The sequence below is a fragment of the Streptomyces sp. NPDC050147 genome (assembly GCF_040660195.1).
Taxonomy (GTDB): Bacteria; Actinomycetota; Actinomycetes; order Streptomycetales; family Streptomycetaceae; genus Streptomyces.
In genome coordinates this window covers 82641-104780 of record NZ_JBFALJ010000013.1, presented here as the reverse complement: position 1 = coordinate 104780, position 22140 = coordinate 82641, and the positions used below count along the sequence as shown (strand labels likewise).

Annotated in this window: 19 protein-coding genes; 11 read left to right on the top strand and 8 right to left on the bottom strand. The window is 70.5% G+C overall.

Annotated features, from left to right (window positions below):
- Window positions 1–93 precede the first annotated feature (93 nt).
- The 3 genes from AB0I94_RS21220 to AB0I94_RS21210 form a co-directional block, all read right to left on the bottom strand.
- Window positions 94–1746 (bottom strand): hypothetical protein, encoded by a 1653-nt coding sequence (locus AB0I94_RS21220; RefSeq protein WP_363311118.1) that lies wholly within the window; start codon window positions 1744–1746, stop codon window positions 94–96.
- 465 nt (window positions 1747–2211) lie between these two features.
- Entirely contained in the window at window positions 2212–3237 is a 1026-nt protein-coding gene (rarD, locus tag AB0I94_RS21215; RefSeq protein ID WP_363311116.1) for an EamA family transporter RarD, read from the bottom strand.
- Window positions 3238–3394: 157 nt separating this feature from the next.
- Window positions 3395–4255 carry an SDR family oxidoreductase gene (locus AB0I94_RS21210; protein ID WP_363311115.1) on the bottom strand — a complete coding sequence of 287 codons (861 nt, stop codon included), beginning with the start codon at window positions 4253–4255 and terminating at the stop codon, window positions 3395–3397.
- Between the two features lie 91 nt (window positions 4256–4346).
- Here AB0I94_RS21210 and AB0I94_RS21205 point away from each other — a divergent pair, with 91 nt between their 5' ends.
- Entirely contained in the window at window positions 4347–4718 is a 372-nt protein-coding gene (locus AB0I94_RS21205) for a helix-turn-helix domain-containing protein (protein ID WP_363311114.1), read from the top strand.
- A gap of 74 nt (window positions 4719–4792) precedes the next feature.
- On the opposite strand, the gene AB0I94_RS21200 is transcribed toward AB0I94_RS21205, so the two are convergent.
- The 5 genes from AB0I94_RS21200 to AB0I94_RS21180 all read right to left on the bottom strand — a co-directional run bounded on the left by AB0I94_RS21200 (window position 4793) and on the right by AB0I94_RS21180 (window position 11702).
- Entirely contained in the window at window positions 4793–5875 is a 1083-nt protein-coding gene (locus tag AB0I94_RS21200; protein WP_363311113.1) for a 2-oxoacid:ferredoxin oxidoreductase subunit beta, read from the bottom strand.
- The gene (locus AB0I94_RS21195) at window positions 5868–7799 is read right to left on the bottom strand and encodes a 2-oxoacid:acceptor oxidoreductase subunit alpha (RefSeq protein ID WP_363311112.1); all 1932 of its coding nucleotides are present in this window, start codon (window positions 7797–7799) and stop codon (window positions 5868–5870) included. Before AB0I94_RS21195 ends, AB0I94_RS21200 begins: the two co-directional genes overlap by 8 nt.
- Before the next feature lie 327 nt (window positions 7800–8126).
- Window positions 8127–8786, bottom strand: coding sequence for a response regulator transcription factor (locus AB0I94_RS21190; RefSeq protein ID WP_363311227.1), 660 nt, complete (start codon window positions 8784–8786; stop codon window positions 8127–8129).
- A gap of 218 nt (window positions 8787–9004) precedes the next feature.
- Window positions 9005–10363 carry a sensor domain-containing protein gene (locus tag AB0I94_RS21185; protein WP_363311111.1) on the bottom strand — a complete coding sequence of 453 codons (1359 nt, stop codon included), beginning with the start codon at window positions 10361–10363 and terminating at the stop codon, window positions 9005–9007.
- Between the two features lie 127 nt (window positions 10364–10490).
- Window positions 10491–11702, bottom strand: a complete 1212-nt coding sequence (locus tag AB0I94_RS21180) for a sensor domain-containing protein (protein ID WP_363311110.1) — start codon at window positions 11700–11702, stop codon at window positions 10491–10493.
- Between the two features lie 249 nt (window positions 11703–11951).
- Here AB0I94_RS21180 and AB0I94_RS21175 point away from each other — a divergent pair, with 249 nt between their 5' ends.
- Genes AB0I94_RS21175 through AB0I94_RS21130 form a run of 10 tightly spaced genes read left to right on the top strand, consistent with a single transcriptional unit; the run spans window position 11952 to window position 22086 of the window.
- Window positions 11952–12341 (top strand): NADH-quinone oxidoreductase subunit A, encoded by a 390-nt coding sequence (locus tag AB0I94_RS21175; protein ID WP_266863289.1) that lies wholly within the window; start codon window positions 11952–11954, stop codon window positions 12339–12341.
- A complete protein-coding gene (locus AB0I94_RS21170) occupies window positions 12332–13018 on the top strand; it encodes an NADH-quinone oxidoreductase subunit B family protein (protein ID WP_363311109.1) in 687 nt (228 codons plus the stop codon). Before AB0I94_RS21175 ends, AB0I94_RS21170 begins: the two co-directional genes overlap by 10 nt.
- On the top strand, window positions 13015–14235 hold the full coding sequence (locus AB0I94_RS21165; RefSeq protein ID WP_363311108.1) for an NADH-quinone oxidoreductase subunit C: 1221 nt from the start codon (window positions 13015–13017) through the stop codon (window positions 14233–14235). The genes AB0I94_RS21170 and AB0I94_RS21165 overlap by 4 nt, the downstream gene beginning before the upstream one ends.
- A complete protein-coding gene (locus AB0I94_RS21160; protein ID WP_363311107.1) occupies window positions 14232–15200 on the top strand; it encodes a complex I subunit 1 family protein in 969 nt (322 codons plus the stop codon). The genes AB0I94_RS21165 and AB0I94_RS21160 overlap by 4 nt, the downstream gene beginning before the upstream one ends.
- Window positions 15200–15865, top strand: coding sequence for an NADH-quinone oxidoreductase subunit I (locus AB0I94_RS21155; RefSeq protein ID WP_363311106.1), 666 nt, complete (start codon window positions 15200–15202; stop codon window positions 15863–15865). Before AB0I94_RS21160 ends, AB0I94_RS21155 begins: the two co-directional genes overlap by 1 nt.
- Window positions 15862–16524: an NADH-quinone oxidoreductase subunit J gene (locus AB0I94_RS21150; protein WP_363311105.1), complete on the top strand. Its 663-nt coding sequence runs from the start codon at window positions 15862–15864 to the stop codon at window positions 16522–16524. The genes AB0I94_RS21155 and AB0I94_RS21150 overlap by 4 nt, the downstream gene beginning before the upstream one ends.
- Window positions 16524–16955, top strand: a complete 432-nt coding sequence (nuoK, locus tag AB0I94_RS21145; protein WP_363311104.1) for an NADH-quinone oxidoreductase subunit NuoK — start codon at window positions 16524–16526, stop codon at window positions 16953–16955. Before AB0I94_RS21150 ends, nuoK begins: the two co-directional genes overlap by 1 nt.
- Window positions 16952–18946 (top strand): NADH-quinone oxidoreductase subunit L, encoded by a 1995-nt coding sequence (locus tag AB0I94_RS21140; RefSeq protein ID WP_363311103.1) that lies wholly within the window; start codon window positions 16952–16954, stop codon window positions 18944–18946. Before nuoK ends, AB0I94_RS21140 begins: the two co-directional genes overlap by 4 nt.
- A gap of 6 nt (window positions 18947–18952) precedes the next feature.
- A complete protein-coding gene (locus AB0I94_RS21135; RefSeq protein ID WP_363311102.1) occupies window positions 18953–20551 on the top strand; it encodes an NADH-quinone oxidoreductase subunit M in 1599 nt (532 codons plus the stop codon).
- A complete protein-coding gene (locus AB0I94_RS21130; RefSeq protein ID WP_363311101.1) occupies window positions 20548–22086 on the top strand; it encodes an NADH-quinone oxidoreductase subunit N in 1539 nt (512 codons plus the stop codon). The genes AB0I94_RS21135 and AB0I94_RS21130 overlap by 4 nt, the downstream gene beginning before the upstream one ends.
- Window positions 22087–22140 lie beyond the last annotated feature (54 nt).

The window sequence follows — 22140 nt, the reverse complement described above, 5'->3', positions numbered from 1 at the left end:
CGGGGCATACGTAGGAGTACGCGGGGCGCGCCAATTCCGTTCGGTGGCCACGTAATTGGCGTGCCTGATGGTGCGGGCGAGGTTGACCGGGCGTCAAGAGCGCATATCGGGCGAGGCGTTCCGTGCGGCGGCCGTCGTCGTCGGCGGCACGAGCACGGTCCAGCCGGGGGCGTAGGTGTCCGGCACGGGGTGCCGCCGCCAGTCGCGGGCCCAGCGCGGGGGCTGTTTCTCCCGCAGGACCAGGGCGGCGGGCTGTCGCGGGTCGTCCTGCCGGGCGGCCGAGCATCCGGAGACGTACGCGATGGGGATCACCGAAGTGCTGCCCTTCAGGAGACACGGGGCGCGGACCCCCTGCTCGTACAGGACACCGGTGACGCGAACCCAGTCGCCGCGGGCACCGGCCTGGATACGGGCGTTGCCGAGGGCGAGCGGGAGCTGGACCCCGAGGTGGGCGACGAGGGCGACGGCGACAGCGACGGTGACGGCGCGTTGCCCCCGGTCGACGAGGGCGAGGAGGCCGAGGGCCGCGGGGACGGCGAGGAGGGCGTGGGCGGGGAGGAGGAAGCGGGGGGCGCCGTAGGGGACGAGGAGGAGGTAGGGCAGAGCGACGGATACGGCGACGACGACGGCCAGTTGGAGGGCGGGGCGGATTGCTTGCGGGGCGGTGGCGCGGGGGGTGGCGTGAGGGGCGGCGCCTTGCGGGGCGCCGACGGTCTTTTCCGCGGTGCCGTCCGTGGGGCGGCCCGGGGCGCCGTTCCGGGCGTCTTGCGGTGCGTCGCCGGCTTTCTCCCTCCGGCCTCGCGACCTCCCCGTGGCCCACAGCCCCGCGGCCACGAGCAGGGGAAGGAGGAGCCACCACCCCGCGGCCACGATCCTGAGCTGGTCGGCGGTGCACGGGCGGCAGAGCAGAGGGCCGTCCAGGGCGGTGAACTGGGCCTCGATGGCGGCCAGGGGGCGCAGGCCGCCCTGCACCTCGCTCGCGGCGTTGAGCCGTTCGCGTACGCCGCCGAAGCGCACGTACGCCTCGACGGCCCACGGCAGCAGACCGGCCAGGACGCCGCCCGCCACGGCGACGACACGCCCCTTCGTCCGCCAGGCGGGCACGAGCAGGGCGGCGGCGAGCAGCGGCACGGCGACGGCGGCACCGTCGTTCGGCCGCATCAAGGCGGCCAGAGCGAGCCCCGCCGCGATCCCCGCGTGGGCGAGGCGCCCGGGGCGGGCCGCGAGGAACAGTCCGACCGCGGCCGTGACGCCCATGGCGGTGTAGTGGTTCGGCATCGCGGCGTTCGCGTAGAACAGCGTGAACCAGAGGCTTCCGTAGAGCCCGGCAGCGACGCCGACCACGGCGGGACGCCGTGCGATGACGCGCAGCCAGGGGCTGAAGCCCAGGTAGAGGGCGACGGTCGAGAGCAGCGTCAGCCAGATCCTGAGCAGGACGGTCGAGTCGCTCCAGGCCGCGACGGGGGAGATGAGCAGCGGGACGCCACGGGTGCGGGGAGCGCTGAACGGGGTGGCGGGGGCGTACGGGGGGAATCGGCTCGCGTAGACGATCTCGTCCCAGCCGAGGGACAGGGTGAGCGGGACGAGAGCGAGGGAGAGGGCGGCGAAGGCGACGCAGGCGACGAGAAGGGGGAAGTCGCCGCGGCGGGAGAGCCGGGGAGCGGGGCGGCGGCAGGTCGAACGCGGGGCTCCGGCCGGCGGCTCGCCCGAGGCCTCGGGCACGGGCTCGGGCGCGATCTTGGGCACGAGGGTCTCGACCTCCCGCCGTTTTCGGTCAGGTCATGTCGCTTTCGATCACTTCTGATCCCTTATGGGTGAAGGTAGCGACGATGCTGCCCAAATCGCAGGAGGTGGGGCCGACGTATTTCGCCCGGTCGGGCGTCAGGGAGGCGCGGTAGGTGCTGGGGGGCGATGCCGCGGATCCGTTTGAAGGCATCGCTGAAGCCGAAGCCGGGGAACGGCGCGATTCGGCCACGACGCTCCCGCGGAAGTGGGGCGGCGGGGGCCCCGAAGGGGCGCGAGGAACGGCGCGCTCAGCCAGAACGCACCCGCGGAAGGCAACGGCGAGGCGCCCGAAAGGGGCGCGGGGAACTGCGCGACCAGCCACGACGCGCCCGCAGAAGTACGACGAAACCGCGGGAGCAAGACGAACCCGCAGAAGAGCGAACGGCAGCCGCAGAGAAGCGAACGGCAGCCGACAGGGCGGGCGGCTCAGACCGCGGACTCCTCCCGCCCCGCGGCGGGAGTCATCGGCTCTGTCCCCCGCCCGGCGACGGGCACAGGCACAGGCACAGGCACGGCGGAATTTTGCCGCGCGGCAGCCAACCGAACCGCATTACGCCGCGCGGTGCGCAACGCGTCCCAGGTCAGCAGAGTCAGCGCCAGCCACACAAGACCGAACCCGGCCCACCGCTCAGGCGGCATCGCCTCGTGGAAGTACAGGATGCCGAGCAGGAACTGGAAGACGGGCGCGAGGTACTGCAGCATCCCCAGCGTCGCCAGCGGCACCCGGATCGCGGCGGCCCCGAAGCAGACCAGGGGTATGGCGGTGACAAGACCGGTCGCCGCAAGGAGCGCCGCGTGCCCGAAGCCCTCCGCGCCGAACGTGGCGTCGCCCCGCGCCCCGAGCCACACCAGGAACCCGACCGCGGGCAGGAACTGGATCGCGGTCTCGGCGGTCAGCGACTCGAGCCCGCTGAGGCCGACCTTCTTCTTCACCAGGCCGTACGTGGCGAAGGAGAAGGCGAGGCAGAGCGAGATCCACGGCGGCTGCCCGTACCCGAAGGCGAGCACGAGGACCGCCGCGAGGCCGACGGCGACGGCCACCCACTGCACGGTACGCAGCCGTTCACCGAGGAGCAGGACGCCCATCGCGATGGTGACCAAGGGGTTGATGAAGTAGCCGAGGGACGCCTCCACGACGTGGCCGGAGTTCACGGCCCAGATGTAGACACCCCAGTTGATCGTGATGACCGCCGCGGCGATCGTCACGAGACCCAGCTTGCGAGGCTGCCGGATGAGCTCGCCCGCCCACGCCCAGCGCCGCACGAGCAGCAGGGCGATGCCGACCACGACGAGCGACCACGCCATCCGGTGCGCGAGGATCTCGCCCGCCCCGGCCGGCTTGAGGAGGGGCCAGAAGAGGGGCACGAGGCCCCACATCCCGTAGGCCGCGAAGCCGTTCAGCAGTCCTATGCGCTGCTCGCTCTTCGACTTCTCAGCTGCGGCGGCGTCCACGGCCCCTCCTTGGTGCGAGGCAGCCCCACGCTGCCCCGAAAAAGGTAGCGGCCCGGACACCCCCGTGTCATGCCCGTCTCACGAAAACGGTCATGACGTCCGTCTCGCCGGTCCTGCCGGGCTTTTGCCCCACACCCCGCTCGGCCTGAGCCCGCCCTCAACCCTTGAGCGCGGCCGAGATCGCGTCGGCGACAGGCGTCGTGGGACGCCCGATGAGCCGGGCCAGATCGCCGCTCGTACCGGCGAGCAGCCCTCGCTCGATCGCCGAGTCCACGTCGACGAGGATCGCGGCGAGCGGCTCGGGAAGACCGGCGCCGGTCAGGATCGCGAGGTTCTGCTCGGCGGGAACGTTCGCGTACGAGATGTCCTTGCCGCTCTGCCGGGCGACCTCGGCGGCGTACTCGGCGAAGCTCCACGCGACATCGCCGCTGAGCTCGTACGCCTTGCCCTCGTGGCCCTCGCCGGTCAGCACGGCGACGGCGGCCGCCGCGTAGTCGGCGCGCGAGGCGGAGGCGACCCTGCCCTCGCCCGCGGAGGCGACGACGGCGCCGTGCTCCAGGACGGGGGCGAGGTTCGCCGTGTAGTTCTCGTGGTACCAGCCGTTGCGCAGGAACGTGTGCGGAAGGCCGGATTCCAGGATGAGCCGCTCAGTCTCCTTGTGCTCGGCCGCGAGGTCGAAGTCGGCGTCGGGTCCGCCGAGGACGCCGGTGTACGCGAGCAGTTCGACGCCCGCCGCACGGGCCGCGTCGATCACCGCCGTGTGCTGCGGCACGCGCTGCCCGACCTCGCTGCCGGAGATCAGCAGGACCCTGTCGCCCGCGGCGAAGGCGCCGGAGAGGGTCTCGGGCGCGCTGTAGTCCGCGACGCGCAGCTCGACGCCGCGTGCGGCGATGTCGGCGGCCTTCTCCTTGTCGCGCACGACGGCGGCTATCTGCCCGGCGGGCACCCGCGCGTCGAGCAGTCCGTCGATGACGAGACGGCCGAGGTGTCCGGTGGCTCCGGTGACGACGATGCTCATGTCTGGAATCTCCCTTTGGTGCGGTTCTGACGATGAGCCTACGTCGGGCGCTAACTATTGGAAAGTACCCACTTTGAAGTAAGGTACTGGCATGGCAGTAAGTAACTGGAACCTCGGGGACGAGGGAATGTGCCCGCAGCGCCTCGTCCTGGAACACGTCACGAGCCGCTGGGGGGTGCTCGTCCTGATCGCCCTGGAGGAACGCTCGTACCGCTTCAGCGAGCTGCGCCGAGCACTCGGCCGGGTCAGCGAGAAGATGCTGGCGCAGACTTTGCAGACCCTGGAGCGCGACGGTCTCGTGCGTCGCGACGCCAAGCCGGTCATTCCGCCGCGCGTCGACTACTCGCTCACCGACCTGGGGCGCGAGGTCGGCGCGCAGGTCCGGGAGCTCGCCGAGTGGACCGAGCGACGTCTGGGGGCCGTACAGGAAGCACGTCAGGCGTACGACGAAGCCCGGTCCTGAGAGTCGGTGCGACTCCAGAACCGGGCTTCGGCACAAGCGAGTTGGGCCAAGGGCCGAGCTATCCGACTCCCCGACTATCCGACGACGGTCCAGGTGTCGCCGCCCGCGAGCAGCGCGGCCAGGTCGCCCTTGCCGTTCTGCTCTATGGCGGTGTCGAGCTGGTCGGACATGAGGGTGTCGTAGACCGGTCGCTCGGTGTTGCGGAAGACGCCGATGGGGGTGTGGTGCAGGGTGTCGGGGTCCGCGAGGCGGGACAGCGCGAAGGCCTGGGTGGGTGAGGTGGAGTGCGCGTCGTGGACCAGAATCTGAGACTCGGTCTCAGGGGTGACCGGGACGACTTTGAGGTCGCCGGTGGCCGGGTCGCGTACGACGCCCTTGGCGCCTTCGGCCCCGAAGCGGATCGGCTGGCCATGCTCCAGACGGATCACCGCCTCCTCGGCCTGCTGCTTGTCCTTGAGCACCTCGAAGGCGCCGTCGTTGAAAATGTTGCAGTTCTGGTAGATCTCCACCAGTGCGGTGCCGGGATGTTCGGCGGCCTGGCGCAGCACGGAGGTGAGGTGCTTGCGGTCGGAGTCCACCGTCCGCGCCACGAACGACGCCTCCGCCCCGATCGCCAGGGACACCGGGTTGAAGGGGGCGTCCAGCGACCCCATCGGCGTCGACTTGGTGATCTTGCCGACCTCGGAGGTCGGGGAGTACTGGCCCTTGGTCAGGCCGTAGATCCGGTTGTTGAAGAGCAGGATCTTGAGGTTGACGTTGCGGCGCAGGGCGTGGATGAGGTGGTTGCCGCCGATGGACAGCGCGTCGCCGTCTCCGGTGACCACCCACACGCTCAAGTCCCGTCGCGAGGAGGCGAGTCCGGTGGCGATGGCGGGGGCGCGGCCGTGGATGGAGTGCATCCCGTAGGTGTTCATGTAGTACGGGAAGCGCGAGGAACAGCCGATACCGGAGACGAAGACGATGTTCTCCTTGGCCAGACCGAGCTCGGGCATGAAGCCCTGCACGGCGGCCAGGACGGCGTAGTCCCCGCAGCCGGGGCACCAGCGCACCTCCTGATCGGACTTGAAGTCCTTCATGGATTGCTTGGCCTCGGCCTTGGGCACCAGCGAAAGCGCTTCGATCGTGCTCCCGGTGCCTTCGGTCTTCGTATCAGCCATTGCTGGCCTCCTTGAGAGCCGTGGCGAGCTGCTCGGCCTTGAACGGCATGCCGTTGACCTGGTTGTACGAGACCGCGTCCACGAGGTACTTGGCGCGCAGCAGTGTGGCGAGCTGGCCGAGGTTCATCTCGGGGATCACCACCTTGTCGTAACGCTTGAGGACCTCGCCCAGATTCCGCGGGAAGGGGTTGAGGTGGCGCAGATGGGCCTGGGCCACGCTTTCGCCGGCCGCCCGCAGGCGCCGTACCGCCGCGGTGATGGGCCCGTACGTCGAACCCCAGCCGAGAACGAGCAGCGTGGCGTCGCCATTCTCGTCGTCGACTTCGATGTCGGGCACCTCGATGCCGTCGATCTTGGCCTGGCGGGTGCGGACCATGAAGTCGTGGTTGGCGGGGTCGTAGGAGATGTTGCCGGTGCCGTCCTGCTTCTCGATCCCGCCGATGCGGTGTTCGAGGCCGGGCGTGCCCGGGATCGCCCACGGACGGGCGAGGGTCTGCGGGTCGCGCTTGTAGGGCCAGAAGACTTCGGTGCCGTCGTCCTCGGTGTGATTGGTGCCCGAGGCGAACTGCACGCGCAGGTCGGGGAGTTCGTCGGTGTCCGGGATGCGCCAGGGCTCGGAGCCGTTGGCCAGGTAGCCGTCGCTCAGCAGGAAGACCGGGGTGCGGTAGGTGACCGCGATCCGCGCCGCCTCGATCGCCGCGTCGAAACAGTCCGCCGGCGTCCGGGGCGCCACGATCGGCACCGGCGCCTCACCATTGCGCCCGAACATTGCCTGCAGCAGATCCGCCTGCTCCGTCTTGGTCGGCAGACCGGTGGAAGGCCCACCCCGCTGAATGTCCACCACCAGCAGCGGCAGCTCCAGCGACACCGCGAGCCCGATGGTCTCCGACTTCAGCGCCACGCCGGGCCCCGAGGTCGTCGTCACCGCCAGCGAACCGCCGAAGGCGGCCCCCAGCGCCGCCCCGATGCCCGCGATCTCGTCCTCGGCCTGGAAGGTACGCACGCCGAAGTTCTTGTGCTTGGACAGCTCGTGCAGGATGTCCGAGGCCGGAGTGATCGGGTACGAACCCAGATACAGCGGCAGATCCGCCTGCCGCCCCGCGGCGATCAGCCCGTACGAGAGGGCCAGATTCCCCGAGATGTTGCGGTAGGTGCCGGCCGGGAAGGCATGGGCGGCCGGAGCCACCTCGTAGGAGACCGCGAAGTCCTCGGTCGTCTCGCCGAAGTTCCAACCGGCGTGGAAGGCCGCGATGTTGGCCTCGGCGATGTCCGGCTTCTTGGCGAACTTCGCCCGCAGGAACTTCTCCGTGCCCTCGGTCGGCCGGTGATACATCCACGACAGCAACCCGAGCGCGAACATGTTCTTGCTGCGGCCCGCGTCCTTGCGCGAGAGGTCGAACTCCTTGAGCGCCTCCACCGTCAGCGTCGTCAGCGGCACCGGGTGGACGCTGTAGCCGTCCAGCGAACCGTCTTCCAGCGGTGAGGCCTCGTAGCCGACCTTCGCCATCGCCCGCTTCGTGAACTCGTCCGTGTTGACGATGATCTCCGCGCCGCGCGGCACATCGGCGATGTTCGCCTTCAGCGCGGCCGGGTTCATCGCGACCAGGACGTTGGGCGCGTCACCGGGCGTGAGGATGTCGTGGTCGGCGAAGTGCAGCTGAAAGGAGGAGACACCCGGCAGCGTCCCGGCAGGAGCACGGATCTCGGCGGGAAAGTTCGGCAGTGTCGACAAGTCGTTCCCGAAGGACGCCGTCTCTGAGGTGAACCGGTCACCGGTGAGCTGCATACCGTCACCGGAGTCACCCGCGAAGCGGATGATCACCCTGTCCAGACGGCGTACATCCTTCTCACCAGCGTGCTTGCGCTGTTCTCCGACGACTGCCCCATCGGCCTGCTCGGCTGGGCTACTGACCTGGCTGGTCACTGAACTGAACCTCCCTCGGGCGGCTGAGCGGGAAAGGCTGGGCGACCGGCCTTCCCAAGGCCCACCCTACGTCTGTAAGGGTCGCCTTCCTGGGGTTGATCGCATGACGGACACACTTTTGAGACGCTTTAATGCCCCGTTTTGTCGTGGTCTGCCTGGCCCCCCGGCCCGTCATGGAAGACGCCCCCACTCATCCTTTGGTTCTAGGACTGTTCTCCGTACTGATGCTGGAACTCGTACTGATGCCGGAACTCGTGCTCGTGCCGGTGCTCTGCCGGTGTGCAATTGTTTCCGCGGATATCAGATAGCTGACAGGGCGTCAGATCGCTAGGAGTTGAGGTAGGTGAGAACCGCCAGCACGCGCCGGTGGTCCCCGTCGCTCTGGGAGAGCCCCAGCTTCAGGAAGATGTTGCTGACGTGCTTCTCCACCGCGCCGTCACTCACCACCAACTGCCGTGCCACCGCCGAGTTCGTCCGCCCCTCGGCCATCAGACCGAGTACCTCGCGCTCGCGCGGAGTAAGCCCCGCCAGGACGTCCTGCTTGCGGCTGCGGCCGAGCAGCTGCGCCACGACCTCCGGGTCGAGCGCCGTGCCGCCCTGCGCCACCCGCACCACCGCGTCCACGAACTCGCGCACCTCGGCGACACGGTCCTTGAGCAGATAGCCCACTCCCCGGCTGGACCCGGCGAGCAGCTCCGTCGCGTACCGCTCCTCGACGTACTGGGAGAGGACGAGCACCCCGAGCCCCGGGAACTGCTGGCGCAGGTGCACCGCGGCCCGCACTCCCTCGTCGGTGTGCGTCGGCGGCATCCGCACGTCGGCGACCACCACGTCGGGCAGCGCGCCCTCCGAGGAGAGTTCGTTGATCGTCTTGATCAGTGCTTCCGCGTCGCCCACCCCCGCGACGACGTCGTGCCCGCGGTCGGTCAGCAACCGGGTCAGGCCCTCTCTGAGCAGCACCGAATCCTCGGCGATGACGACCCGCACTTTGTCCTCCACGTTCAAGGCCCCCCGGCACTTTCGATTCTGGTTGTCCCCCGGCACCTCAGTATCGCGCCTACGAACGCGTACAAGGGGCGTTACTGCGTTCGCGGACGACCGCTTGCTCGTATTCGCTCACGGCGGGCACGGGGGGGCACGGCAATACCCACCCGGCCTCCCCGTGCTGCGGGGCGATCGGGTGGGTGAGCGGAGAGATGTCCGCGCTACGCCCGCCAGGGCAACTCGGCGGTCACCGTCGTGGGTCCGCCCACCGGCGAATCCACGACCAGGATGCCGTCCACCGCGTCGAGCCGCTCGGCGAGCCCGGCGAGGCCGGAGCCGCCGGTCACGTCAGCGCCGCCGGAGCCGTCGTCGGAGACCTGAAGCATCAGCCGGTCCTCGACCTGCCACACGTCGACCGAGCCACGGGACGCCCGCGCGTGCTTGCTGATGTTCTGCAGGAGCTCGGAGACCGTGAAGTACGCGATGCCCTCGATCGCGGCAGCCGGGCGCGCGGGCAGGTCCACCTCGACCTGGACCGGAACCGTGCACCGCGCGGCGAGCGAGGACAGCGCCGCGTCCAGGCCGCGGTCGGTCAGGACCGCCGGGTGGATGCCGCGGGCCAGGTCGCGCAGCTCCTGGAGGGCCACCTTCACCTCACCGTGCGCCTCGCCCACCATGCGCGCCGCGGCCTCCGGGTCCTCGGTCAGCTTCTCCTTGGCCAGGCCCAGATCCATGGCGAGCGCCACCAGGCGGGCCTGTGCGCCGTCGTGCAGGTCGCGCTCGATGCGGCGCAGGTCGGCCGCGGCCGTGTCGACGACGACACCGCGGTCCGACTCCAGCTCGACGACGCGCGTGGCCAGGCTCGACGGGCCGAGCAGACCGGCCACCATCACACGGTCGACGGTGGTCAGGGCGCGGATGATCCAGGGCGTGGCGAGCGTGATCAGCAGCCCGGTGAGGGCGGTGACGCCGATCTCGAAGGGGTTGTCCAGATAGACGCGGTGGTTGTCGTCGCCGTAGAGCTGGATGCCGCCCTGGCCGCCGTAGAGCGGGAAGAGCCACTGCCACAGCGGGTACGTGAGCATCGCCCAGCCGTACGACCAGAAGACCACCGACACGGCGAAGGAGAAGACGGCCCAGGGCATGTGGAGGATGGCGTAGAGGACGTGCCGCCAGGAGGCGCCGCTCTTGAGCACGGCGCCCATCCACGCCATGAGCCCGCCGCCGTTCTTGGGCCGCAGCGGCTGCGGGTTGGCCACCTCGACGCCCAGAAGCGCCCGAGCCCGCACCCGCTCGAGGGTGCCGATGCCGCGGCAGGCGGCGAGCCCCGCGGCGAGCACCGGGATGCCGATGAACGTGATCAGCAGGCCGGCGCCGACCGACAGCATCGTGACCGCGAACGTGAACGTGATGATGCTGATCGGCAGGCTCAGCAGCACATAGCCGAACTCCTTCCAGGCGCGTGCCTCGATCGGCGCCCGCAGCCCGGCGGGAATACGACGCCGTCGCTCATCGAGGTCGGATCCCCGGAACTCCGAACGATTCATGCGCCCGTACTCCTGTCCGTACTCCGTGGCCATCGGTGTCGTCCGTTTCTGCTCGGTCGTGCTCTGGTCGGGCGTCGTATCTCAAGAGTGCTGGCCGCGGCTGATCGGGACCATGTGGTGCGTAGGTGTCTTCGACCGGGGGTTTTCCCCACCCTCGTCATCACCCTCGCGCGTCGAGGTCCCTGTCCCGCCACGGCAGCTCCGCCGTGATCGTCGTGGGGCCGCCCTCCGGGGAATCGATGACGAACAGGCCGTCGACCGCGCCGAGCCGGTCCGCGAGGCCCGCCATGCCCGAACCCCCGTCCAGACGCGCGCCGCCCCTGCCGTCGTCCCACACCTGGATGAGCAGCCGCTGGTCGGCACGCCACACCTCCACGGACGCCGTACGCGCACCGCTGTGCTTGCTGACGTTCTGCAGCAACTCCGAGACCGTGAAGTACGCGATGCCCTCGATCGCGGCAGCCGGGCGCGCCGGCAGATCGGCGGTCACCTTCACCGGGACCGTGCACCGCGAGGCCACCGAGGACAGCGCGGCGTCCAGGCCCCGGTCGGTCAGGACCGCCGGGTGGATGCCTCGGGCCAGGTCGCGCAGCTCCTGGAGGGCGAGCTTCACCTCGCCGTGCGCCTCGTCGACCATCGCCGCCACAGTGTCGTCGGCCTGGCCCTCCAGGAGCTTCTCCTTGGCCAGACCGAGCCCCATGGCGAGTGCCACCAGGCGGGCCTGCGCCCCGTCGTGCAGGTCGCGCTCGATGCGGCGCAGGTCGGCCGCGGCCGTGTCGACGACGACACCGCGGTCCGACTCCAACTCGGAGATGCGCCGCTCCAGTTCGTCGGAGGGCGAGAGCAACCCGCGCACCATCGCCCGGTCCGCGTTGGTCAGGCCGCGCACGATGTAGGGGAGCACCGGCCAGAGCACGAAGAGCCCGACCAGCGTGACGGCGAAGGTCACCACGCCCCAGGGCAGCCGCATGAACGCGTACAGCATCGTGCGCCAGCCGACCGGATCCTTCAGGCTCGACCACAGCCAGCTGAAGAAGCCGTGCCCCCGGTGCCTCGGCATCGGGCTCGGCTCGTCGATCCGCAGCCCGAGCAGTTTCCGCGTCCGCGCCCGTTCCGCCCTGCCGATGAGCCGCGCGCCGAGCAGCGCGCCCGCGAGCAGCGGCAGGCCGACGACCGTCACGGCGAGGCCCCCGCCGGCCGCGAGCGTCACGACCACGTAGACGAATCCGGCCACGCCGATCGGCAGGTTGGCGAGAAGGTGCGCGATCTCCTTCCAGGTCTGCGGGTCGTACGCCGCGAAGCGCGCGGGCGGCGGTGGCGAGGACGGCGGGTACGCCGGGGACGTGGTCGAGGACATGGCGCGTGCGGTCATAAGCGTCAGAGTGCACGGCTCGGCGCCGCGATGCCATGAGGAGGGCCGCCAGGACTCCCGGGGGATAACCCCACCCGCCGCGCCTCATCCCGGGCGATCAGTCCTCATCCCGGCCTCATCCCGGGCGATCAGTCCTTGCCGATGCGTGACGCTCTGCTTACCTCACCTTTAGCAGGCCCTAGACTCCCGTGCGTACAGATCGTCGAACAGTGATGAGTGTCAGAGGCGGTCAGGGAGTGAGGGGCTGACGTGCACGTGACAAACGTCGCGGCGAGCTACTACCAGTCGTACTCCGTCGTCGGACTGCTCGCCGTCGTCGGCGTGCTGTTCGTCGCTGTCGCCTTCGGCGCGGGACGACTGCTCAGGCCCGTCGTACCGACACCCGAGAAACTCCTGACGTACGAGTGCGGCGTCGACCCGGTCGGCGAAGGCTGGGCCCACACCCAGGTCCGCTACTACGTCTACGCCTTCCTCTACGTCATCTTCGCCGTCGACTCGATCTTCCTCTTCCCATGGGCGACGGTCTTCGCCGCGCCCGGCTACGGTGCGACGACGCTGGTGGAGATGTTCATCTTCCTCGGCTTCCTGACCGTGGGCCTTCTGTACGCATACAAGAAGGGCGTCCTCACATGGACGTGACCCCGGAGCGTCCTCGCACGGACGTCACCCCGGAGCCCGTGCTCCTGCCCGAGCCGACACTGCTCCCCACGCCCGAACCGCAGAAGCTCGGTGTGCTCTCGCGCCTGGCACCCGAGCCCATGAAGGTGGTCCTCAACTGGGGCCGCCGGTATTCGTTGTGGGTCTTCAACTTCGGCCTCGCCTGCTGCGCCATCGAGTTCATCGCCGCCTCCATGGCCCGGCACGACTTCATCCGGCTCGGCGTGATCCCGTTCGCGCCCGGTCCGCGCCAGGCCGACCTGATGGTCGTGTCCGGCACGGTCACGGACAAGATGGCCCCGGCCGTGAAGCGCCTGTACGAGCAGATGCCCGAGCCCAAGTACGTCATCTCCTTCGGCGCCTGCTCCAACTGCGGCGGCCCCTACTGGGATTCGTACGCCGTGACCAAGGGCGTCGACCAGATCATCCCGGTCGACGTGTACGTACCCGGTTGCCCGCCCCGGCCCGAGGCGCTGCTCCAGGGCATCCTCAAGCTCCAGGAGAAGATCGCGGCGGAGTCGCTCGGCGAGCGATACGGCCATGGGAAGGGCAACGGCAACCGTCCTTCGACGGCGGCTCTCCGGAGCGGCCTGGTGAAGCCGCCTGCGCCGGATTCCGAGTCGATGCCGACCTCCGAGACCGGGGAGGGGAAGGCATGACCGGCTGGCTGCCGAGCCCCGTCGAGGATCTCTTCGGCGCGGAGGCCACGGCGGAGGAGTCGTACGACCTCTTGACGGTCGACGTCCCGCCGACCTCGTGGATCGCGGCGCTCGAAACCGCGCGCACGACCCTGAGCTGCACCTATTTCGACTGGCTGAGCGCCGTCGACGAACCGGGCACAGGACCGGGCGCGGCACCGGGCTCGGGGCCGGGCTCGGGGCCGGGCAAGGGTTTCCACGTCTCGGCCCACGTCGTCGCCCTTTCTCCCGTACGCCGCCTCCTCGTCCGTACGACCGTTCCGCATGACGCCCCGGTCCTGCCGACCGCGATCGACGTCTACGCGGGCGCCGCATGGCACGAGCGCGAGACGCACGAGATGTTCGGCGTCGTTTTCGAGGGCCATCCGCACCTGGTTCCGCTGCTCCTCCCGGACACCTTCGAAGGACACCCCCTGCGCAAGGACTTCGTCCTGGCCGCCCGGGTCGCGAAGGCGTGGCCCGGCGCGAAGGAGCCGGGGGAGTCGGAGCACGGCGGGCCCAAGCGCCGCCAGATGCTGCCCCCCGGCGTACCCGACCCGAACGAATGGGGCCCCCTCAAGGGCCAACTCCCCGCCGCCCCGGCCCGCCCGGCCCGCGGCGCCGCCCGCGCGGCAGGCGACCGCCCCGCCCGCCGGACACGCACGGTGGGGGAGGGCTCGGCGAGCCAGGCGGCGGGCGGTCCGGCCGCTGCCGATCAGGCCGCTGCCGACCAGGCCGCGGGTGCTCAGCCGGAGGCTCCGGCGCCGACCCCGCGCCGGGCGCGGAGCGTGAGCCAGGGCTCGGCGTCACAGCGAACGGCGGGGGACACACCGCCGGAGCCGAAGCCGGACACACCGCCGGTGGCGAAGCCGGAGGCGTCCTCGGAGCCGAAGCCGGAGGTGACCCCGGAGTCGAAGCCGGAGGTGACCCCGGAGTCGAAGCCGGAGGCCCCCGCGCCCAAGGCGAAGCCCGAGGCGCCCGCGGCAGGTTCCGACGCCCCATGGCACCAGGCGCGCCCGGCGTTCGAACCTGCGGAGGAACCGGCTTCGGGCGCCCCCGAGACGCCCGGGGTGGCTGAGACGCCCGAGACCGTCGAGACACCGGAGCCCCCCGGGACGCCCGAGACGCCCGAGACATCCGCGAACACCGACAACGGAACTGCCGAGACCGGCGACGACCGCCCAGGAGGCTCGGAGTGACCGACGTGCTCGACGTCGCCCTGCGTCTCCTCATCGTCTTCGCCGTCTTCCTCGTCCTGCCCCTGGTCATCGGCCAGACCGAGCACAAGGTGATGGCCCACATGCAGGGCCGCCTCGGCCCCATGTACGCGGGTGGCTTCCACGGCTGGGCCCAGCTCGTCGCCGACGGAGTCAAGTTCGCGCAGAAGGAAGACGTCGTACCGGCCGCGGCCGACCGCCGTATCTTCCAGCTCGCCCCCGCCGTCGCCCTGCTGCCGTACCTCCTCGTCCTGATCGCCATCCCCATCGGCCCGAGCGAAGGCGCCGTCGGTCAACTCGTCGACGCGGGCATCTTCTTCGTGCTCGCGGTCATGGGCGTCGGCGTACTCGGCTCGCTCATGGCGGGCTGGGCCAGCGCCAACAAGTTCTCCCTCCTCGGCGGCCTGCGCACCGCCGCCCAGCTCCTGGCGTACGAACTCCCGATGCTGCTCGCCGCGGCCTCGGTCGCGATGGCGGCCGGGACGGTCTCGCTCCCCGGCATCCTCAACGCCTTCGAGTGGTGGTGGCTGCCCTGGCAGATCGTCGGCGCCCTCGTCTTCTTCGTCGCGGGCCTCGCCGAACTCCAGCGCCCGCCCTTCGACATGCCGGTCGCCGACTCCGAGATCATCTTCGGCGCGTACACCGAGTACACGGGCCTGCGTTTCGCCCTCTTCCTCCTCGCCGAGTACGCCGGGATCGTCGTCCTCTGCGGCCTCACCACCGTCCTCTTCCTCGGCGGCTGGCACGGGCCGTGGGGCGCCGACGGCCTCGGCTGGGTGTGGACCCTCCTGAAGACCGGGCTGCTCGCCTTCGTCGTGATCTGGCTGCGCGTCAGTTACCCCCGTCTCCGTGAGGACCAGCTCCAGAAGCTTTCCTGGACCTTCCTCGTCCCGCTCGCTCTCGCGCAGATCGCGCTCACCGGAATCGTGAAGGTGGCGATCAACTGATGGCTCCGATCCCCGGGTCCGGCCTGGCCAAGGGCCTCGCCGTCACCCTCCGCACGATGACGAAGAAGACCGTCACCGAGCAGTACCCCGAGCACCAGCCCGAACTCCCGCCCCGCAGCCGGGGTGTCATCGGGCTCTTCGAGGAGAACTGCACGGTCTGCATGCTCTGCGCCCGCGAGTGCCCGGACTGGTGCATCTACATCGACTCCCACAAGGAGACGGTCCCGCCGGCCGTCGAGGGCGGCCGCGAGCGCAGCCGCAACGTCCTCGACCGCTTCGCCATCGACTTCTCCCTCTGCATGTACTGCGGCATCTGCATCGAGGTCTGCCCCTTCGACGCACTGTTCTGGTCCCCGGAGTTCGAGTACGCCGAGACCGACATCCACGAACTCACCCACGAGCGCGACAAGCTGCGCGACTGGATGTGGACGGTCCCGGCCCCGCCCGCCCTGGACTCCGCGGCAGAGGAGCCCAAGGAAGTCGCCACCGCCCGTAAGACGGCGGAGAAGCTGGCCGCGGCCCAGGAAGCGGAAGCAGCCGAAGCAGCCCGAGCGGCAGAGGCAGCCCGAGCGGCCGAGGCAGCCCAGGCCACTGGGGCAACCCGGGCGCCCGAGGCCGCTGAGGCTTCACGGGAAGCGCCGTCCGGACCGGAGGAAGACGCGTGATCCTCGCAGCCGCTGCGGCGACAGCAGCCCACGCCCCTCTGCCTCTGGCGGCCGACGCCCCCCAGGGCTTCCTCTCCCCGACGGGCGTGGAGATCGCCTTCCTCCTGGTCGGCCTCGTGACCCTCGGCTCGGCGATCGTCACCGTCACCACGAAGCAGCTGGTGCACGCCGCCCTGTGGCTCGTGGCGACGCTCGGCGGCCTGGCCGTCGAGTACCTCCTGCTCACCGCCGAGTTCATCGCCTGGGTACAGGTCCTGATCTATGTCGGCTCCGTCGTCGTACTCCTCCTGTTCGGACTGATGCTCACCAGGGCCCCCATCGGCCGCTCCCCGGACGCCGATTCGGGCAACCGCCCGGTCGCGCTGGCGGTGGCCGTCCTCGCCGCGGCGGCCCTGGTCTGGGTCGTCGTCGACGCCTTCCGGACGACCTGGATCGAACTCGACCGCGCCGCCGACGAGACCCAGGGCTCCACCGCCGTGACCGGAAAGTTCCTCTTCCAGCACTGGGTGTTGCCTTTCGAGGCCCTCTCGGTCCTGCTCCTCGCCGCCCTGGTCGGCGCGATCGTCCTCTCCCGCCGGAACGCCCGCATGACCCGCCTGAACGATGCCCCCGGCGACACCCGCACGACCGGTGCCCCCAGCGACAAGGAGCAGCGCTGATGCACCTCGCCTATCCCGCCGTCCTGGCCGTCCTCCTCTTCTGCGTGGGCCTGTACGGGGTGCTCGCCCGCCGCAACGCGATCCTGGTCCTGATGTCCGTCGAGCTCATGCTCAACGCCGTCAACCTCAACCTGGTCGCCTTCGACGTCTGGCTCCGCGACGCCCTCCACTCCGGCCAGGCCCTCACCCTCTTCACCATCGCCATCGCCGCCGCGGAGATCGGCATCGGCCTCGCGATCGTCCTGGCGGTCTACCGCAACCGCGGTTCCTCCGCCGTCGACGACCTCCGCGACACCGCCGAGGGCCCCGACGACCCCGATGACGACGACGGCGACGACACCGGGGGCGCGGCCACCGAAGAGCCCGGCAACGAAGAGCCCGCCTCGGCACAGAAGTCGCAGAAGTCGCAGAAGGCTGAGGCCACCGCGTGACCACGACCACCCTCGCCGTACTCATCCCCCTCCTGCCGTTCCTCGGCGCGATCGCCGGTCTGCTGCTCGGCCGCACCGTCCCGGGTCTGGTGCGCCCCCTGGCGGTGCTGCCCACCCTGGCGGCGCTGGTCATCGCCGTCCTGGTCGCCGCCCGCCACGGCGGCGGCGCCGACATCGACTCCGCCACCGAGCTCACCCCGACCGGCTCGGTCCCCATCGAACTCGCCCTGCACATCGACGGCTTCGCCGCCCTCGTCGCCGTCCTGGTCGGCGTCGTCGCCTCCTGCGTGCAGATCTACTCGACGGGCTACCTGCGCGACGACCCGCGCTACCCCTCGTACGCCGCTCTCGTCTCCCTCTTCACCTCCGCGATGCTGCTCGTCGTCTACTCCGGCGACCTGATGGTGCTCCTGGTCGGCTGGGAGATCATGGGCATCTGCTCGTACTTCCTCGTCGGCCACTACTGGGAGACGCCCGAAGCCCGCGCCGCCTCCCTCAAGGCCTTCCTGGTCACCAAGCTCGGCGACGTCCCCTTCCTCATCGGCCTGTTCGCGCTCGCCGTCGACGCCGGGTCCTTCCGCATCACGACCGTCGTCGCGACGGCCGCGGGCGGCGGCCTCGACCACCCGACGCTGATCGCCCTGCTGCTCGTCGCCGGTGTGGCGGGCAAGTCCGCGCAGTTCCCCCTGCACACCTGGCTGCCCGACGCGATGGCGGGGCCCACCCCCGTCTCCGCGCTCATCCACGCCGCGACGATGGTCGCCGCCGGTGTCTACTTCGTCGCCCGGCTCCTCCCGGTCTTCGCTGCCTCGTCGGCTGCCTTGGTCGCCCTCGCCGTCATGGCCGCCGTCACGATGGCCGGCTCGGCCATCGCCGCGCTCGCCCAGGACGACATCAAGCGCGTCCTCGCGTACTCGACGATCGGCCAGCTCGGCTATCTCACCGGCGCCCTCGCCGTCGGCGACCGCGGTGCCGCCGTCTTCCACCTCCTCTCGCACGGCGCCTTCAAGGCGCTCCTCTTCCTCGGCGCCGGCGTGATCATCCACGCCGCGGGCACCAACTCGCTCGCCGCGATGTCCCGCATGAAGGGCCTGCGCGACCGGGTCCCCGACGCCTTCTGGACGATGACCGTGGCGCTCCTCGCGCTCGCCGCGATCCCGCCCTTCAGCGGCTTCTTCTCCAAGGAAGCCGTCCTGGGCGCCGCCGAGCACGCGGCCACTGGCCACTCCGAGACCGCACCCACCGCGGCGGGCTGGATCGTCCTCGTCGCCGGTCTGCTGACCGCCCTCCTCACCGCCGCCTACGCGACGCGTCTGTGGCTGCTCGCCTTCAACGGCAAGGGCCCCGAAGCCCCGGATCACGGAAGCCAGCCCATCACGATGACCGCCGTGCTCTGGGTGCTCGCCGTGCCCTCACTCGCCTTCGGCCTCACCGTCGGCGTCCTGCCGGACTGGTTCGACGGCCACTCGCTCACCCCGACCCTCACCACCTCCGTCCTCGGCACGGGACTCGCCCTCGTCGGCGGACTCGTCACGTACGGGGCATGGCGCCACACCACGGTGCTCGCTGCCCGGCACCCGATGGGCGCGGTCGCCGCGGACACGGGGGCGGACGGAGGCCTGGTCGAAGCCGAGGCCATCGCCTCGCACGCCCCCGCCTACGGAGACGTGGCCGCCGCCCACGATCCGGCCGACCCCGGCCGCCTCCTGCTCGGCCCGCTGCACCGGCACGCCGCCGTCGGCTTCCACCTCGACGCCGTCTACGCCGCCCTGTTCGTGCGCCCCGTCCAAGCCGCCGCACGCCTCGTCCGGTTCCTCGACCGCGAGGTCGTCGACACGTACGTACGCGGCGCGGGCACGGCGCCCCGCTGGCTCGGCGCGGCCGTCCGCCGCGCGCAGACCGGCAACGTGCAGACCTACCTGAGCGCGCTGCTCGCAGGCACCGTCGTCCTGGCTGTCGCCGCCGTCCTCGTCGCCACCGCCGGAGCGTGAGCAGCCGTGATCGATATCAGTGAATCCGTGATGCAGCTTCTTCTCGCGTTGATCGTGGTCGGCCCGCTCATCGGCGCCGTGGCAGCCCTGCTCCCGGCCCCGCCCGGACTGAAAGGGAAGTCGCCCGACCAGGCGGTGCTCCGCCACGGCATGGTCGTGACCGGCGCGGTCCTCATCGCAGCGATCGTCCTCGCGCTCGCCTTCGACCATGACCACCCGTCAAAGATGCAGGCCACGACCGATATCAGCTGGATCCCCGCACTCGACGTGCGCATCCACCTCGGCATCGACGGCATCTCGCTCCCCCTCCTGGTCCTGACCGCGCTGCTGACCTTCCTCTGCGCGCTGTACTCCTACTTCAAAATGCCGACGGGCCCGTCTCCCAAGGCATTCGTCGCACTGATCCTCGTGCTCGAGTCCGGCACCCTCGCGACCTTCGCCGTCCTCGATCTGCTGCTGTTCTTCCTCGCGTTCGAGATGGTCCTCATCCCGATGTACTTCCTCATCGCCCGCTGGGGCGGCGCCGGGCGTACGCAAGCGGCCTGGAAGTTCATCCTCTACACGCTGCTCGGCTCCGTCGTGATGCTGCTCGGCCTCCTCCTCATCGGCCTCAAGTCCGGCACATTCGACATGGTGGCACTCGCCACTGACAACGACCCGGCGCTGAGCACATCCGTGCAGGTCATCGCCGTTCTGGCGATCGGGATCGGGCTCGCGGTCAAGACGCCGATGTGGCCGCTGCACAGCTGGCTGCCGGACGCGCACACCGCCGCGCCCACCGTCGGCTCGGTCCTGCTGGCCGGCGTGCTGCTGAAGATGGGCACGTACGGATTCGTCCGGATCCTGCTGCCGATCACGCCCGACGGAATGCAGACCTTCGCGCCGTACCTCGCGGCCTTCGCCGTCGTCGGGATCATCTACGGATCGCTGGCCTGCCTCGCCCTCGCCAAGCAGGGCGCGAAGGGCGACCTCAAGCGCCTCATCGCGTACTCGTCCGTGGGCCACATGGGCTTCGTGCTCCTCGGCATCTCGACGATGAGCCCGACCGGCGTGAACGGCGCGCTGTTCGCCAACATCGCGCACGGCCTCATCACCGGCCTGCTGTTCTTCCTCGTCGGCGCGCTGAAGGACCGCACCGGCACCAGCGACCTCGACACACTCGCCCAGGAGTCGGGCGCCGCGCTCTACGGCAAGGCGCCCCGCCTCGGCGGTCTCCTCGCCTTCGGCGCCGTCGCCTCGCTCGGACTTCCGGGCCTCGCCGGATTCTGGGGCGAAATGCTCGCCCTGTTCGGCGCGTTCAAGCCCGCCGACGGCCTCAGCCGCCCGGCCTTCCTCACCTTCATGGCGATCGCCGCGTTCGGCACCCTGCTCACCGCCGCGTACATGCTCATCGTCGTACGCCGCGTCTGCATGGGCCCGGTGGCTCAGGGGCCCCAGGGCGCCGACAAGACCGAATCCCCGGTGTTCGCCGACGTCCAGGGCTATGAGTTCGCCGCCTGGACCCCGCTCGTCGTCCTCACCGTCCTCGCCGGACTCTGGCCCGCCGCTCTGCTCGGCCTCACCGACCCGGCCGTGCAGCAGCTCCTCTCAGGAGGCAAGTCGTGACCGTGGCCGCCGAAAGCGCCGCCGGCGTCGTCCAGTCCGTCGACTGGCTCGCGATCGCTCCGCCCACCATCGCGGCGGTCGTCGGTCTCCTCGTGCTCGTCGCCGACCTCTTCGTGGGCGACAAGAAGAAGGCGCTGCTCGGCTGGATCTCCGTGGCGGGACTCGCCGTCGCCGGGCTCTCCCTCCTGCCGATCCTGAACGACGACCGGTCGACCTTCTGCCTGACCGGCGGCGCCGAGGCCTGCAGCTACACCGCCGACCGCTTCACGCTCGTCATCCAACTGCTCGTCATCGGCGGCGCCTTGCTGGCCGCTCTGCTCTCGATGAGCGCGCTCAAGGACGCGAACGGCACCGACAAGGAACTCCCCGAAGGGGAGTTCTGGTTCCTGCTGCTCTCCTCCGCCGCGGGGGCCGCGCTGCTGCCCGCCTCGCGCGACCTCGCCACGCTCATCGTCGCCCTGGAAGTGGCCTCCCTTCCCGCCTTCGCGCTCGTCGGCCTCAGGCACGGCGACAGACGGTCCTCCGAAGCGGCCCTGAAGTTCTTCCTCTCCTCCGTCACCGCGACCGCCGTGACGCTGATGGGCGTCAGCTTCGTGTACGCCGCGACCGGCACCCTGCACCTCACGGAGATCGCCGAAGAGCTCCAGCACGTCGACGGGCAGCTGGACACACTCGCCCAGACCGGCGTCGCCCTCACCCTCGTCGGCTTCGCCTTCAAGGTGGCCGCCGTGCCCTTCCACTTCTGGGTGCCCGACACCTACGTGGGCGCGCCGCTGCCGGTCGCCGCGTACCTCTCCGTCGTCGGCAAGGCGGTCGGCTTCACCGGCCTGATCCTCGTCACCGTCGTCGCCTTCCCCTCGTACGCGGACGTGTGGGGCCCGGCCCTGGCCGTGCTCGCCGCCCTCACCATGACCGCGGGCAACGTGGCCGCGCTGCGGCAGCAGGCCACGCGCGCGTACAGCGCGGTACGCCTGCTCGCCTGGTCCTCGGTCGGCCAGGCGGGATACCTCCTGGTGCCGATCGCCGCCGCCGGATACGCCGACAACCCCGCCGAGGCCGAGAAGGCCGTCGGCTCCACCATCGCGTACGCCCTGATGTACGCGGCCGTGAACCTCGGGGCCTTCGCCGTCGCCGCGCTCGTAGGCCGCACGCAGCGCCTGAACCGCGTCAGCGACTACCGGGGCCTGTACGCCAGGAGTCCCCTCGCGGCCCTGGTGCTCGGCTTCTTCCTGCTCTGCCTCGCGGGCCTGCCGCCGGGCATCATCGGCCTCTTCGCGAAGGTCACCGTCTTCTCGGCGGCGGTCGACGCGGGCCTCGGCTGGCTCGCCGTGGTGATGGCCGTGAACGTGGTGATCGCGCTCTTCTACTACCTCCAGTGGACCGCGCTGCTGTTCCGCGCCCCCGAGGGCGAGCCGGTCAAGCACCGCGTCCCGGCCCCCCTGACGGCGGCCATCGCCCTCACCGCGATCCTCGGCATCGCGCTCTCCGGAGCGCCGCAACTCGTCCTGAGGTTCTCCGACACCGGCCTCTTCTGACAGGCGTCCTTCTCCCTTTTCTGACACGCCCCCATCTCCGTGGGCCGCTCGGCC

What these genes read in the sequence shown, in the direction of transcription:
- AB0I94_RS21210 (WP_363311115.1), bottom strand. Translation starts at nt 4,255, where the DNA reads ATGAGCATCGTCGTCACCGGAGCCACCGGACACCTCGGCCGTCTCGTC.
- AB0I94_RS21205 (WP_363311114.1), top strand. Translation starts at nt 4,347, where the DNA reads ATGGCAGTAAGTAACTGGAACCTCGGGGACGAGGGAATGTGCCCGCAG.
- AB0I94_RS21200 (WP_363311113.1), bottom strand. Translation starts at nt 5,875, where the DNA reads ATGGCTGATACGAAGACCGAAGGCACCGGGAGCACGATCGAAGCGCTT.
- AB0I94_RS21185 (WP_363311111.1), bottom strand. Translation starts at nt 10,363, where the DNA reads ATGGCCACGGAGTACGGACAGGAGTACGGGCGCATGAATCGTTCGGAG.
- AB0I94_RS21180 (WP_363311110.1), bottom strand. Translation starts at nt 11,702, where the DNA reads ATGACCGCACGCGCCATGTCCTCGACCACGTCCCCGGCGTACCCGCCG.
- AB0I94_RS21170 (WP_363311109.1), top strand. Translation starts at nt 12,332, where the DNA reads ATGGACGTGACCCCGGAGCGTCCTCGCACGGACGTCACCCCGGAGCCC.
- AB0I94_RS21165 (WP_363311108.1), top strand. Translation starts at nt 13,015, where the DNA reads ATGACCGGCTGGCTGCCGAGCCCCGTCGAGGATCTCTTCGGCGCGGAG.
- AB0I94_RS21155 (WP_363311106.1), top strand. Translation starts at nt 15,200, where the DNA reads ATGGCTCCGATCCCCGGGTCCGGCCTGGCCAAGGGCCTCGCCGTCACC.
- nuoK (WP_363311104.1), top strand. Translation starts at nt 16,524, where the DNA reads ATGCACCTCGCCTATCCCGCCGTCCTGGCCGTCCTCCTCTTCTGCGTG.